11 protein-coding genes and 1 pseudogene are annotated in these 13,614 nt (G+C 68.6%); 9 read left to right on the plus strand and 3 right to left on the minus strand.

The features are described from left to right. The first annotated feature begins 680 nt into the window (after nucleotides 1-680). Nucleotides 681-2,636: a hybrid sensor histidine kinase/response regulator gene (locus G567_RS32450; protein ID WP_051233434.1), complete on the plus strand. Its 1,956-nt coding sequence runs from the start codon at nucleotides 681-683 to the stop codon at nucleotides 2,634-2,636. Nucleotides 2,637-2,666: 30 nt separating this feature from the next. Here the strand turns inward: G567_RS32450 and G567_RS0122655 are convergent, their stop codons facing one another. Next, a complete protein-coding gene (locus tag G567_RS0122655; protein WP_028931764.1) occupies nucleotides 2,667-3,830 on the minus strand; it encodes a cobalamin-independent methionine synthase II family protein in 1,164 nt (387 codons plus the stop codon). A 367-nt stretch (nucleotides 3,831-4,197) separates the two neighbouring features. Here G567_RS0122655 and G567_RS0122665 point away from each other — a divergent pair, with 367 nt between their 5' ends. The 8 genes from G567_RS0122665 to G567_RS0122700 all read left to right on the plus strand — a co-directional run bounded on the left by G567_RS0122665 (nucleotide 4,198) and on the right by G567_RS0122700 (nucleotide 12,283). Beyond that, entirely contained in the window at nucleotides 4,198-4,875 is a 678-nt protein-coding gene (locus G567_RS0122665; protein WP_051233435.1) for a response regulator transcription factor, read from the plus strand. 100 nt (nucleotides 4,876-4,975) lie between these two features. After that, the gene (locus G567_RS0122670) at nucleotides 4,976-5,824 is read left to right on the plus strand and encodes an alpha/beta fold hydrolase (protein WP_084796367.1); all 849 of its coding nucleotides are present in this window, start codon (nucleotides 4,976-4,978) and stop codon (nucleotides 5,822-5,824) included. A 39-nt stretch (nucleotides 5,825-5,863) separates the two neighbouring features. Then, entirely contained in the window at nucleotides 5,864-6,871 is a 1,008-nt protein-coding gene (locus G567_RS30695; protein ID WP_037057897.1) for an LLM class flavin-dependent oxidoreductase, read from the plus strand. Then, entirely contained in the window at nucleotides 6,868-7,794 is a 927-nt protein-coding gene (locus tag G567_RS30700; protein WP_037057898.1) for a DUF1028 domain-containing protein, read from the plus strand. The genes G567_RS30695 and G567_RS30700 overlap by 4 nt, the downstream gene beginning before the upstream one ends. A gap of 53 nt (nucleotides 7,795-7,847) precedes the next feature. Then, complete coding sequence (locus G567_RS30705; RefSeq protein WP_051233436.1) at nucleotides 7,848-8,414, plus strand: YybH family protein; 567 nt, start codon at nucleotides 7,848-7,850, stop codon at nucleotides 8,412-8,414. A gap of 112 nt (nucleotides 8,415-8,526) precedes the next feature. Then, on the plus strand, nucleotides 8,527-9,894 hold the full coding sequence (locus G567_RS37290; RefSeq protein ID WP_425414266.1) for an FAD binding domain-containing protein: 1,368 nt from the start codon (nucleotides 8,527-8,529) through the stop codon (nucleotides 9,892-9,894). Nucleotides 9,895-9,911: 17 nt separating this feature from the next. Then, on the plus strand, nucleotides 9,912-11,801 hold the full coding sequence (locus G567_RS30715; RefSeq protein ID WP_245585757.1) for a xanthine dehydrogenase family protein molybdopterin-binding subunit: 1,890 nt from the start codon (nucleotides 9,912-9,914) through the stop codon (nucleotides 11,799-11,801). Next, on the plus strand, nucleotides 11,798-12,283 hold the full coding sequence (locus G567_RS0122700) for a (2Fe-2S)-binding protein (protein ID WP_028931767.1): 486 nt from the start codon (nucleotides 11,798-11,800) through the stop codon (nucleotides 12,281-12,283). Before G567_RS30715 ends, G567_RS0122700 begins: the two co-directional genes overlap by 4 nt. Here G567_RS0122700 and G567_RS0122705 read toward each other — a convergent pair. Further along, nucleotides 12,280-12,873 carry a radical SAM protein gene (locus tag G567_RS0122705; protein WP_084796368.1) on the minus strand — a complete coding sequence of 198 codons (594 nt, stop codon included), beginning with the start codon at nucleotides 12,871-12,873 and terminating at the stop codon, nucleotides 12,280-12,282. The two genes, G567_RS0122700 and G567_RS0122705, sit on opposite strands and share 4 nt — an antisense overlap. A 124-nt stretch (nucleotides 12,874-12,997) precedes the next feature. Continuing rightward, nucleotides 12,998-13,267, minus strand: a pseudogene (locus G567_RS0122710) (IS110 family transposase); the annotation flags it as partial. Between the last annotated feature and the right edge of the window lie 347 nt (nucleotides 13,268-13,614).

Genomic DNA, 13,614 nt, shown 5'->3' on the forward strand with positions numbered 1-13,614 from the left:
GTCGGCGGCGGCGAGCCTGTCGGCGGTGAAGTCCGCGGGTGGCACGGGGGCCTCACCGTCGAGCAGTCGTGTCCTCGGTAGTCGACCGCCACAGCAGGGTGAAGATACCTCCGCGGCGAGCCAGGCCAGTTCGTCCTTCAGGACGAGCTGGCCGATACGATTCTCGGGGATCTCCGGAATGCTCAACTCCTTGTGGTAGCGCGCTCAGAGCTTGACCCTTTCGTCGATTCCGCTGTACAGATGACACGGCAGATTGAGCATCAGACAACTCTTGCCTTCGATAACCAATTGTCAGAACGCACAAGACCCTCGGTGATGCCCTCCGGCCTGACGGCCGGATTGGCTGGATCAGGTCGGTCAGGCGTAGCTGTCGTTCCGCGAAGAGCGGCCGGACCGAGATCACCCACACTCGAAATGCCCGCGCATGGCAGGATAGCTGGCTCCCGGACGTCCTCGTTCTGTTTCAGCCGTTCGACGGCGCCGTGGAAAGGCGAGCACTGCCAACCAGGTGTCGGCAGGTGCACCGGTCCGCTGAGGTCCCCGGCGACGGGTGAACCTGGGTCCTGGCGATGACCGCCCCGTCGACGAGGTCCCGACCCCGGGTGTCCCGTGCCGGCGGCTGGACGTCCGCCGACGCATATGCTCTCCTCCCCCGGGCAGCGCAGCACGGAGGTGATCCGGTGACGGAGTTCGACGTGATCCCGGCACATCCTGGCACGGCAGAAAACCGCCGGTCGGCAGGCTTCTGGTCCGCTCCCTGCGCCCTCGTGGTCGTCTCGATCGACACCGCACGGCGAGGCTGGATCACCGAAGTGAACGCGGCCTTCTGCGAGTTCCTCGACGCGCCGGCCGCGCGGCTGGTCGGCCAGCCGTTCGACGAGGTCGTCGAGCTCCCCCCGGGGCATGCCGAGATGCTCGCTGCGGTGGCGTCATCCGGAAAGCCGCGCACCGTGGCGGCAGCGCGTTGTACGCGCTCCGACGGCCGGCAGGTCCGGGCCGAACTGCGGGCCGACGTCGTCCCGGGAAGCGACGGCGTACCCCACGATGTGGTCATCGCCTTCGAGGCCCGCACGGACCGGGTGATAGCGGGCAACGGCCCGTTACCCAACTCGATCCGCGTTCTCCAGGACATCGTGGAGAAGTCCCCCGCCCTCATTTACGTCAAGGATCTGGATGGCCGCTTCGTATACATCAACGATTATTTCGGATCGCGCTTCGACGTCTGGCTCGACGAAGTGGTCGGCGAGACCGACTACTACGTGTTTCCCTCCGACATCGCCCACGCGTTCAGCGCGAACGACAAACTCGTGCGCGAGACCCGACGCGCGCACGAGTTCGAGGAGCCGGCGCCGGGACCGCACGGCGCGTACCGGACGGTCAAGTTTCCGCTGTTCGACGAATCCGGACAGCTCGTCGCCGTCGCCGGTATCTCCACCGAGATCACCGACCTGAAGCGGGCAGAGGCCGCGGCCCGCGACGCCCGCGACGAGGCGGAACGGGCCAGCCGGGCCAAGAGCGAACTGCTGTCGCGGATGAGCCACGAGCTGCGCACGCCGCTCAACTCGATTCTCGGGTTCGGCCAGCTGCTGCAGCTTCAGCCGCTGGGCGACGAGGCCCGGGAATCGGTGGACCGGGTGATCAGCGCGGCCAACCACCTGCTCGCACTGATCACCGATGTCCTCGAACAGTCCCGGATCGAGGCCGGCCACCTGCTCCTCTCACCGGAACCGGTTCATGCCGTGGCCCCGCTGATGGAGGCGATCGAGCTGCTGCGGCCGCTCGCCGGACAGTGCGGCGTCGAGTTGTCGTGCGACCTGCACGGCGGGCTCTACGAGTTCGTGATCGCCGACTACCAGCGACTCAAGCAGATCCTGCTCAACGTCCTGGGCAACGGGATCAAGTACAACCGGAAGGACGGGACGGTTCGTGTGTCGTTCCAGCGGGCCGGTGACGGCTTGCTGCGCTATCTGATCGCCGACACCGGCCCAGGACTCGACGAAGCGGACCTCGACCAGCTCTTCCTCCCCTTCGAACGGCTGGCGGCCGCGGGCTCGGGCACCGAGGGGACCGGCCTCGGTCTGGCCCTGTCGAAAAGCCTCGCCGAGGCGATGGGCGGGCGGATCGGGGTGCTCCGCGGTACCGACGGCCCCGGCTGCACCTTCTACCTCGACCTGCCCGCGACCGATGCCCCACAGGATGCCCACACCATCGTGTTCGGCGGGTGTGGTGCTCCGACGTTCACCGTACCGTCCTTCGCGCCGACCGGGATTCTCTACATCGAGAACGACGACGCGAACGTGGAGCTGGTCCGGCGCGCCTTCGCGCTGTGCTCGAATGTCACGATGCGGATCGCGCGGACGGGTGCCGCGGGTCTGCGTGACGCGGCACGGGAACGCCCCGACGTGATCCTGCTCGACCTGCACCTGCCCGACACGACGGGCGAGGCCGTCCTCGCCGCGTTACGGGACAACCCGCAGACCCGCAACGTCCCGGTGGCCATCCTCTCGGCGGACGCGACCAGCACGCAGATCGACCGGCTGACTGCGATGGGGGCCGCCGACTACATCACCAAACCGGTCGACGTGGCCGATCTCGTGCGGCGGGTGCACATGCTTCGGGGTTCCACGGATGGCTGAGGCTCCCGGGCCTTGACCCGGGACCCGGAGTCATGCCCTGGCCAGTCGCCGTGTGGCGATCTCGGCACCGCGGGCGAGGCTCTCGAGCTTGCGCCACGCCGCCTGCGGGTGCACCGTGCCGAGCCCGACGAAGGTGCCGAACCCGCAGTCCGTGCCAGGGATGACCTTCTCCTTGCCCACCAACCGGACATATCGGACGATGCGCTCGGCGACGAGTTCGGGGTGTTCGACCACATGGGTCTTGGTATCGATCACTCCAGGCATAATGACCTTGTCGTTGGGGACCGCGACCTCCTCGAAGAGTTGCCACTCGTGCATGTGCGCCGGGTTCGCGGCCTCGAAACCGATCGCCATCGCGTTGATGCCGAATGCCGGCTCGAGGACATCGCGCAGTGGCAGGTCCTTCACGTGCAGGCCCATGTAGTTCGCCCAGCACAGGTGGACTCGGACCTTCTCGGCCGGGATGCCTTCCAGCGCACGATTCATGGCGGCGACGCTGAGCTCCTGGAACCCGCGCAGACCCAGCCGGTCGATCTCCGGCCGCATCCAGGTGAAGAAGTCGGCCCCGAACGCCAGGTCGGGTGCGTCGATCTGGAGCAGGAAACCGGCGTCGACGATCGCGCGGTACTCGACGGCCATCGCTTCCGCAAGTGCCCAGACGTAGTCCTCATAAGTGGAGTAGTGCCGGTTGGTGAAACACATTGCGATCAGGCCCGGTGCGACCGCTGGCAAGAAGGCCTCGGCCGGCTGATGGGGAGACTTCTCGATCGCCGCCCGCAGTCCGGTGATGTCGGCCTGAACGAGATCGTGGCCGGTATAGGAGACCTCCTCGACGCAGACCGGCAGTTTGAAGTTCGTGTCCCGGTAGGTGAAGTCGATCAGCTCCGGGGTGTCGAGCATGTCGCTGAAGTAGAACGCACTGTCCGCTGGGGTCCGGCCCCCGAACCCGCCGAGCCGCCAGCTGACGTAGTCGATGTAGTCGCCCTTCGACATCTCTCCGTCGGAGACGACGCTGACTCCGATCTCGGCCTGGCGACTCACCACCGCCACGGTCGCGGCCTCGATCTCGTGGCGGAAGGCCTGCTCGTCGAACTTCTCGTCGGCCTGCCGTCTCTTGTGGATCTCAGCAAGCCGGTCGGGCCGAGGAAGACTTCCTGTGTGGGTGGTCAGGATGGCGTCAGAACTGGTCTTCACCTGCTGCTCCTTGAGAGAGTAGGACCGATGACGGGGAGAGGCGACGGGGCCGGAGCCGATGCGGGTCAACGTGTCCGGTGGCGATAGGGTGGATCTTCCGACGGTTCGTGAATGCGGGCGGCGAGGCCGCGAGGACGGGTGCGGGCGAGTTGCGCAACGTGGTCCTGCGCATCTCGTGACGGACCCGCGAACCGAGTTACCTGACATTACGGCTGGTCGGCCGGTTCGGCCATCCGCCGGTCGGAGATCTTGGGGATGAATCGAAAACCCATCGTTCGACGGGATTCGGCCTGCGTCGATACAGCCGACCGACCGGTGCATGCGCTCGTGCCCGACGCCGACACGGAAACGGAACGGGAGCCGGCGGATGGCTAAGGTGCTGGGGAGACAGGACTCATCCCGGGCGGGTGAACGGCTCACCGTGTTGGTCGCCGACGACCACCCCGTCTACCGCGACGGCCTCGCCCGCGAGTTCCTGCGCGAGCCGGGGTTCGAACTGGTGGCGAGCGTGTCCGGGGGCCACGAGGCGCTCGAGGCCATCCGCCGGATCCGCCCGCGGGTGGCGATCCTCGACCTGCGGCTGCCCGACCTCGATGGGATGGCCGTGCTCGAGGCCGTCGAGGCCGAACGTCTGCCCACCGGTGTCGTGGTCCTGTCGGCCTTCGGCGACAGCGCGACGGTCTATGACGCGTTCAGTCGCGGCGCCCGCGCCTTCCTGCTCAAGGCGTCGACGTCAGGCGAGATCTTCGAAGCCGTGCGAACCGTGGCCCGTGGCGAGAGCGTCATTCCCATCGCCTTCCAGACCGGGCTGACCCGCGAGATCCAGTCCCGTCGTGCACTCGTCGACCGCCCGCTGCTGAGCCCCCGCGAGGTCCAGGTCCTGCGCCTCGTGGCCGAGGGACGATCCGCCTCGGAGATCGGGGACGAGCTCAGCTTGACCGTCGCGACGGTCAAGAGCCACCTGCAGCGGATCTACGAGAAGCTCGAGGTCTCCGACCGGGCAGCGGCGGTGGCTGTCGCCATGCGCCGGGGACTGCTGCGTTAGCCTACTCACCGCCGCCCCACCGAACGGTTGAGCCAAGGTTCATCCTCGTCCCGCCCCACGACGGATAGGCAGGCCCGCCGCCCGCGGCGAAGCTCGGGGCATGGCTGACGACCGCCCCACCCATCGCGGTGGGACACACGTGGTGCTCGAGCCGGTGAAAGTTGACGGACCTGCGGGCCGGATCACCGGCTGGGTCACCGCGAGTGCTGCCGACGACACGTTCCCTGTGCTGTTCATCCATCCCATCAACATGCAGGGCCGGATCTGGGCCGACGTCGTCGAGCGACTGCGGCCGAGGCGGCGCTGCCTGTTGCCTGATCTGCGGGCGCACGGCACGTCCGACACGGCGGGTGACTTCGGGCTCGACGCATGGCTCAGCGACTGCGAGGCGTTCCTCGACGCGCACGGCGTCTCGGGCCCGGTGCACGTCGTCGGCGGTTCGCTCGGTGGTTCCCTCGCCTGCTGCCTGGCCGCAAGCCGACCGGGGCAGGTCGCCTCGGTCACCGGGATCGGCAGCTCCCTCAACTTCACGGGCGTCGACGTGGCCGCGGTCCTCAACACCTTCGACGAACTCGGGGTGGCCGGGACGTTCCGCAAGGCCTTCCCGGAGATCACCTTCGGCCCTGAGTGTCCTCAGGAAACGATCGAGTTGGGGCTCAGGCTGGCGAACCCCAACGACGTCGAGACGGTCAAGCGGGTCTGGTATGCGACGGTGACCTCCGATTCGACACAGCGGGCGGCCACAGTGACCGCTCCGGCGCTCGTCCTCACCGGGGAGCACGATGCGACGTGTACGCCCGCTCTGGGACTGGAAATGGCGCGAGTTCTGCGCACTGAGCAGGTGCTCATGCCCGATGTCGGGCATATGCCGATGCTGGAGAACCCCGGACGGGTGGCCGTCCTGCTCGATCACCATTTCGCGCAGTCCGAACGCACCCTGGCGAGCTGACCTGTGCCGTGGCGGAATTCCGATCTTCTACGGAGTGACATGAACCCGAGCAGCCCGGTGGGACTTCTCATCGGAAGCCATATCCCCCCCGCGGACATCGCCCCGCTCGCCGCCCTCGCCGAACGCAGCGGGTTCGGTGAGCTGTGGCTGACCGAGGACCTGTGGTACACCAGCGGCGTCGTCTGCGCCGGCGCCGCCCTGGCCGCCACCTCGACGATCCCGGTGGGGCTGGGGATCCAGTCCGCCGTCACGCGGCACGCGTCCATCCAGGCGCTGGATTTCGCCACACTCGCCCAGATCTACCCCGGAAGGTTCTGGCCGGGTATCGGGCTCGGCCTACCCGCCTGGCTGGACCAGATGGGGATCATGCCGAAGGCACCGCTGCGGGCGATCCGCGAGACGGTCGAGTCGGTCCATCGATTGCTGGGTGGCGAGACGGTGAGCCTCGACGGGGCCCACCACATGAACGAGATCAGGCTGACCCATCCGTGCAAGCCCGTCCCACCGATCTACATCGGCGCCGTCGGCCCCAAGTCGATCAAACAGACCGGGCGGATCGCCGACGGCCTGGTCGGGTCGGTGACCAGCGGGACAGCCTACGTCGAGTGGGCCCGGCGACTGCTCGACGAGGGGTCGGCCACGGCCCCGGACACCGGGCGCAAGCGAATCGCCACCTTCGCGCTGTTCTGCCACGACGACGACGTCGACGCCGCACGCGCCGCGCTGCGGCCCACCCTTGCCTTCTACCTGACAGTTATGCAGGGCACCGATCTGATCAGCATCTATGGCATCGGTGACGAGCTGGCCGAGCTGGCTGCCGGAGGTGCAGAACGGGTGGCGGCGGAGATGCCCGACCAGTGGCTCGATGACCTCGCGGTCGTCGGGGACGGGCCGCGATGCGCCGCCCAGATCGATGCGTTGCTCCAGGCCGGCTCGGGCTCGGTGATCCTCTTCCCGGCCCCGTTCGAGCGCGGCAGGGAACTCGTCCTCCAGGCCGGCTCGCAGGTGATTCCACGGGTCGGGCAGGGCGCGAAGGACCTCCCGTGACCTACTCGATCCTTGCCATTGATCCGGAAGCCGGCGAGATCGGCGTCGCCGTGCAGTCGCACTTCTTCGCCGTCGGCAGCTGCGTCCCGTGGGCCCAGGCCGGGGTGGGTGTCGTGGCGAGCCAGTCCCTCGTCGAGCCCGTCTACGGGGTGCGCGGCCTGTCCCTGATGGCGCAGGGGTGTTCCCCGCAGCAGGCCCTCGAGTCGCTGCTCGCCGACGACGCCGGCGCGCCGACCCGGCAGGTGTCCATGCTCAGCGTGTCCGGTGCGGGGGCCACGCACACCGGAACGGGGTGTATCGGCCATGCCGGACACTGCGTACGGCAGCACAGCCGCACCCAGGCCAATCTCGTTTCCTCCCCTTCGGTGTGGACGGCGATGGCCGAGGAGTTCGAAGGGGCGTCTGGTTCGCTGGCCCAGCGTCTGATCGCCGCTCTGCGCGCCGGCGAGGCCCAGGGTGGTGATCTTCGCGGGCAGCAGGCCGCCGCGCTCAGGGTCGTCCGCATCGTCGCGACGGGAGACCTGAGCACCGACGTCGTCGTCGATCTTCGCGTCGACGACGCGGACCGGCCGCTGGACGAACTGGACCGGCTGCTCACCGCCTCGCAGGCGCTGTCCGGCCTGCTGCGGCTGCTGCAGACCCCGGGACTGCTGGTCGGCGAGTTCGATGTTGCGGAGCAAACCCTCACCGACGCCCTCGGTGAGCTGGATCGCGCGCAGGCCATCGTCGGCCCGGGCAACGGCGAGCCCACGGTCTGGAAGGGCCTGCTGCTGGCGCGCGCCGGGCGGACCGATGCGGCCCGATCGTGCTTCGTCTCGGCCGGACGGGCCAATCCTCGTGCCGCCGAGCTGCTGCGCCAGCTCGCAGCCGCGGGCATGTGGACGCGCGACCCCACGGAGCTGGAGAAGCTGCTCCCCCCGTGAGACCTTCCGGCGCCGACCCCGGCGACCGGTCCGAGCGGCAGAAAGGACGGACGATGTCGGACCTCGACAAGGACCGCGAAGCAATTCTCACGCTGCACAAGAACTGGTGGGAGGCCAACCACCAGCTCGTGATCCCGCTGATGGAAACGGTCTACCCGGCCGGCGACTCCTATCTGATGTTCAACCTGAACGGCCATCCCTACTTCGGGATCAAGGAGAAGGTCGAGCTCTGGAAGCACTATCAGAAGGAGCTCGACATCGTCGCCTACCCGGACATCGAGATCATGCGCCTGACGATTTCCGGTGACATGGCCTGGATCGCCTGCGAGGGCATCTTCCCGATGCGGGTCATCGGCTCGTCCGGCACCGGCTCGGCCACCTGGGAGACCAAGGATGGCGTCGAGTACGACCCGTTCGGTCTGCGCGCCACCGAGATCTACCAGCGCGATGACGGCAACGGGAACCCGGTCTGGAAGATGTGGCACTTCCACTGCTCTCCGATGCCCGACCCCGACGAGCCGCGGCCGGGACTCGGTGGCACCCGCAATGAGCGCGGGCTCGGCGGCGGCCCGGGAATCACGCCGCTGCGGGTCACCAGCGAGGGCATGCGGGAGAGCTGACGGGGACCATCTCGGCTTGGTCCCTGCGGGGCCGGGCCCCGGCATCCGCGACGGGACGTCCGCCGCGGTCGGCTCCTGCCGACCTGCTCGCCCCGATGAGACTGGAGCTGCCGTGAAACCACCACCGTTCACCTACCACCGCGCCGAATCAGTCGCCGACGCGATCGAGGTGCTGGACGCAAACCAGGAAGAAGAAGCCAAGGTCCTGGCCGGCGGCCAGAGCCTCATTCCCCTGCTCGCCATGCGGCTCGCTCGCCCGTCGATACTCGTCGATGTCAATGGGCTCTCCGAGCTCGACTACGTCCGACGCGACGGCGACCAGCTCCTGATCGGCGCATTGACCCGACATCGCACGGTGGAGCGCTCTGCGCAGGTTCGCGAGTCGGCGCCGTTGCTGGCGGAGGCGATGCCGTTCGTCGGCCACGTGCCGATCCGCCATAGAGGCACCATCGGGGGCAGCGCCGCGCACTGCGATCCGGCGGCAGAGATCCCTGCCGTGCTGACGGCCCTGGACGCCGAGCTCGTGCTCACCGGCCCGGACGGGCCGCGGACAGTGCCGGCCGGGGACTTCTTCGTCGGCTTCCTGGACACCGCGCTGTCACCCAACGAACTGCTCGTCGAGATCCGCATCCCGACCCAGCCGCCAGGGACCGGATGCGCGGTCGAGCAGCTGACCCGACGACATGGGGACTTCGCCATCGTCGCGGTGTTCGTCGCGCTGACGGTCGGCAACGACGGGCGGTGCAGCGCCGCGCGGCTCGCGGTCGCCGGGGCGAGCCCGGGCCGCCGAGGAGCTCCTGGTCGGCAACCCGCTGACCAAGGATGTCGTCGCGCAGGCGGCCGCCGTCGCCGCGGCGACCCAGAGTGTGGACGATGTGCACTCCTCGGCCGGATACCGGCGGGAGATGGCCGCCGTGCTGACCCGGCGGGCCATTCAGGGTGCCGCGTCGCGATCGACCGACGGACGAGGAGCGGTGGCATGACCCGGACGGATACAGGGAAGTACACGGGGCGGCCGATGGCCCGGACCGAGGACCCCCGCCTGCTCGCCGGCCGCGGACGGTACATCGACGACGTCACCGTGCCCCGGATGCTGGAGGCCGCGGTGCTGCGCAGCCCGATCGCCCACGGCCGGATCCTGCGGGTGGATGCCAGCCGAGCACGCGAGCTGCCGGGGGTGTTCGATGTGCTCACCGGCCCCGACTTGGCCGCCGTGGCCGGCGTTCAGCCGGTGATCTGGAAACCGGTTCCCGGGCAGCGGCTGGCTCAGACGTTCGCGCTGGTCACCGACCGCGTCCGCTGGGTGGGCCAGGCGGTCGCGGCGGTCGCGGCGGTCAACCGTTACGTGGCCGAGGACGCCCTCGAGCTGATCGATGTCGAGTACGAGCCCCTGCCGGTCGCGGCCAACCTCGACGCCGCGCTCGCCGACGATGCCCCCTGCTCTACGACGACTGGCCGGACAACGTCGCAGGTGAGCTGACCTACACCGCGGGCGACGTGGAGAAGGCGTTCGCCGAGGCCGATGTCGTGGTCGGCGAGACCTTCGACCATGCCCGCGCGTTCGGCTGCCCGCTGGAAACCCGCGGATGCATTGCGAGCTGGGACACCTTCGCCGGCACGCTGGAGCTGTGGCTCTCCGGCCAGGCGCCGAACCTCGCCCGTGACCTGCTCGGCGAGGTCTTCGACATCCCCATCCACAAGATCCGCGTGCTCACCCCCGACCTCGGCGGTGGTTTCGGCAGCAAGTTCGACTTCTACGGGGAGGAGGTCATCGCCTCGGTCCTGTCGCGGCGGACGGGCCGGCCGGTGAAGCTGCTCGAGGATCGGACGGAGAGCTTCTTCGCGACCTCGCAGGCCCGCGACATGCGGCTGTCGTACGAGATGGCGCTGCGGCGCGACGGCACGATCCTCGGGATGCGCGGAACCGGCTACGGTGTTCTCGGCGGCGCGCTCGGGACGGTCGGCATGGGCCCGCCGTGGGCGTCGGTCGTCAATGTCACCGGGCCCTACAAGGTCCCGAACCTACAGGTCACGATCAAGGGCGTGATGACCAACCGGCCGCCGTACGGCTCGTACCGGGGCTGGGGCGTGCCGAAGGCAAACCTGGTTCACGAGCGGCTGATCGAACTGGCCGCACGCCGCCTGAACCTCGACCGCGCCGAGGTCCGCCGCAAGAACTTCCCCACCATCGAGGAATTCCCCTACTTCACCGGCGTGGCGTTCACCTACGACAGTGGCCGGTACGCCGAGTGCATGGACCTGGCGCTGGCGAAGATCACCGAGCTCGGCTGGCTCGACCGGCAACGGGCCGCGCGCCGCGAGGGCCGCTCCCTCGGGATCGGGTATTCCTTCCACATCGAGCCTTCGGCCTACGGGCCCAGCCGGATCCTCAACCTCGTCGGGCTACAGCACTCGGGTTTCGACAAGGAAGTGGTCCGGATCGACTCCACCGGTCGCGTCACGGTGCTCAGCGGCCAAATCAACATGGGGCAGGGGACGCACACCAGCTACGCCCAGTTGGTGGCTGATGCGCTCAGCGTGCCCATCGACGATGTGACGATCGTCACCGGCGATACGGATTCGTGCCCCTATACCGGTTACGGAACCGGCGGAAGCCGAGCCACGGCGCTGGGTGGCGCGGCGATCCTGCGGGCCTCGGCCCGGCTGCGGGCCAAGGTGTTGCGTATCGCCAGCCACCTGCTCGAATGCGCCCCGGAAGACCTCGAGATCGTCGACGGCGAGATCGGTGTGAAGGGGGTGCCCGAACGCTCGGTCACGATGCGCGAGGTCGGGGACGCCGCCTACCGCCGGCTGAACGGGAAGCTGCCCGATGACGAGGACGCCACGCTCGAGGAGGTCGACGTCTACGACCCGGAGAACGTCGCCACCTCCTACGGGTTCAGCGCGCTTCTCGTCGAGGTCGACCGGGAGACGGGCGTGGTGACCCTGCTCGACTGCCTTCAGGCCCACGACTGCGGGACTGTCATCAACCCGATGCTCGTGGATGGGCAGCTCGCCGGCGGGCTGGCGCAGGCGTTCGGCGGTGCGCTGCTGGAGGAACTCGTCTACGACGACGAGGGGCAGCTGCGCACGGCCAGCTTCATGGACTACCTCTTGCCCACTGCGGCGGAGACCCCGAACTTCCACTTCTACCACCAGGAAACGCCGTCGCCGCACATCCCCGGTGGTTTCAAGGGCGTCGGCGAGGCGGGAACCATCGCGGGCGTGTCGCTCGTGGCCAGCGCGGTTGACGATGCGTTGCGCGACCTGGGCGTGACCGTGACGCGGTTCCCCATCACGCCGCCCCGGCTGCTCGAACTCATCCGCACGGCATCGCCCAACGGATCGGGAGCGGCAGCGCATGCCACAGAGGAGCCTCTTCGATGAACGCGAAGCAGACCGTTTCGGTCACGATCAATGGGCAGCTCTACGTTCGGGAGTGCGAGCCACGTCTGACGCTGGCCGACTTCATCCGGCGCGAGTGCGGCCTGACGGGAACGCATCTGGGATGCGAGCAGGGCGTCTGTGGCGCATGCACGGTATCCCTCTCCGGAGAGAGCGTCCGCTCGTGCCTCATGTTCGCGGTGCAGGCCGACAACGCCTCGATCACCACCGTGGAGGGGCTGGCTGACGGAGAGGAACTCAGCCCGCTGCAAGCGTGCTTCTCCGAGAACCACGGCTTGCAGTGTGGGTTCTGCACCTCGGGAATGCTGATCTCGGCGAGAGAGTTGCTGGAGGAGAACCCCGACCCGACGGCGGAGGAGGCACGTACCTGGCTCGCGGGCAACCTGTGCCGCTGCACCGGATACGACGCGATCATCAGCTCCGTTCTCGACACGGCCAAGCGGATGAGAGCCGCCTCCAGTTAGCGCCGCGATAGACGATCCGGGAGACAGCATGCACCAGCACGACCTCTCGCCACGTGGGGCCGCGCCGCGCGCCGCCGCGCCCCCTCGGTCACCTCGAGCGCGGTGAAGCCGTGAATGTGCAGCTCGGGAACCGTGGCGTGCACGGCCGCGGTCACGTCGAGGTAGAAGCTGCCGTCGAAACTCGGATGGATCCCACCCTGCAGGCAGACTGCGGTGGCGCCACGGTCCCAGGCCTCGCGGGCGCGTTCGGCGAACTCGCCGGGCGAGAGCAGGTAGGGCCGGCCCCGCAGGTTCAGCGAGAGCGGACCCTTGGCGAAACCGCAGAAGGCGCACCGGAAAGCACAGACGTTGGTGTAGTTGATGTCGCGGTCACGAACGTAGGTGACGGTGTCTCCTACCGCCGCGGTGCGCAGCTCGTCGGCCAGCCGGGCAACCGCCACGACCTCCGGCCCGGGCCCCGGCGAAGGGCACACCGCCCGCAGCCGCGTGAGCTCATCCTGGCTCAGCGCGCCGGCGTTCGCGTGCGGCAGCAGGCCGATCTCGTCGAACACCCTGCTGCCCTCATCGAAGCCATATACGTATTTCAGCATGACGCACCTCCGGCCGCGGCCAAGCCTGCGGCGGTTGTCTGCGCGTCCGGTCTTCTCGCCATGCGAGAGCCCGGCGATGCGCAGGTGTCGCGGCTCGGGTCAGACATCCCATGGCGTAGCGATGTCAAGCGGCGGCGATGTTGCGGTGGGCCCAGGCGGTGGTCTCGTCATAGCGGGTTCGGGTCTTCAGGCAGCCGTGCAGGATCCCGACGAGCCGGTTCCCACGTTGTCGCAGGGCGGCGTGGTGGCCGGTGCCGCGCTCGCGCAGGGTGTCGTAGTAGGCGCGGGCGCCGGGTGAGTTCGTCAGGGCGCAGAACGCCCACTGGTGGACGGCGTCGCCGAGGCGTTTGTTGCGGGCGTAGCGGGCCAGCACCACCGTCCGGCGCCCGGAGGCCCGGGATGCTCGACTCGGTGCACACGGACGGCTCCTTAGCCCGGATCCACCGCTGAGCCTCGTGGGCTACGGCGCGCCTGAAAGATCAAATGCCCTCCGAGCAGGAACGATGTCGGTTGCTGAGGCCACCACGTCCGCGCAGGGAAGGCATCTGACGAGTGCGAGCATCTCATGACCTGGCGCGTGTGTCCGTGAGGTTCGACGAACCGAATCTCGTGCCGTCCGCCGGGCTGCTGCCGGCCGCGGTGTTGGCGCAGCGAGTCGGCCTGGCCGGACTCGTGGACCGCCGGTTGACCTTGCAGCGGCACGGCGCGAACAGCGGCACCAAGGCACTGACCGTGATCGGG

The organism is Pseudonocardia asaccharolytica DSM 44247 = NBRC 16224, assembly GCF_000423625.1.
Lineage (GTDB): Bacteria > Actinomycetota > Actinomycetes > Mycobacteriales > Pseudonocardiaceae > Pseudonocardia > Pseudonocardia asaccharolytica.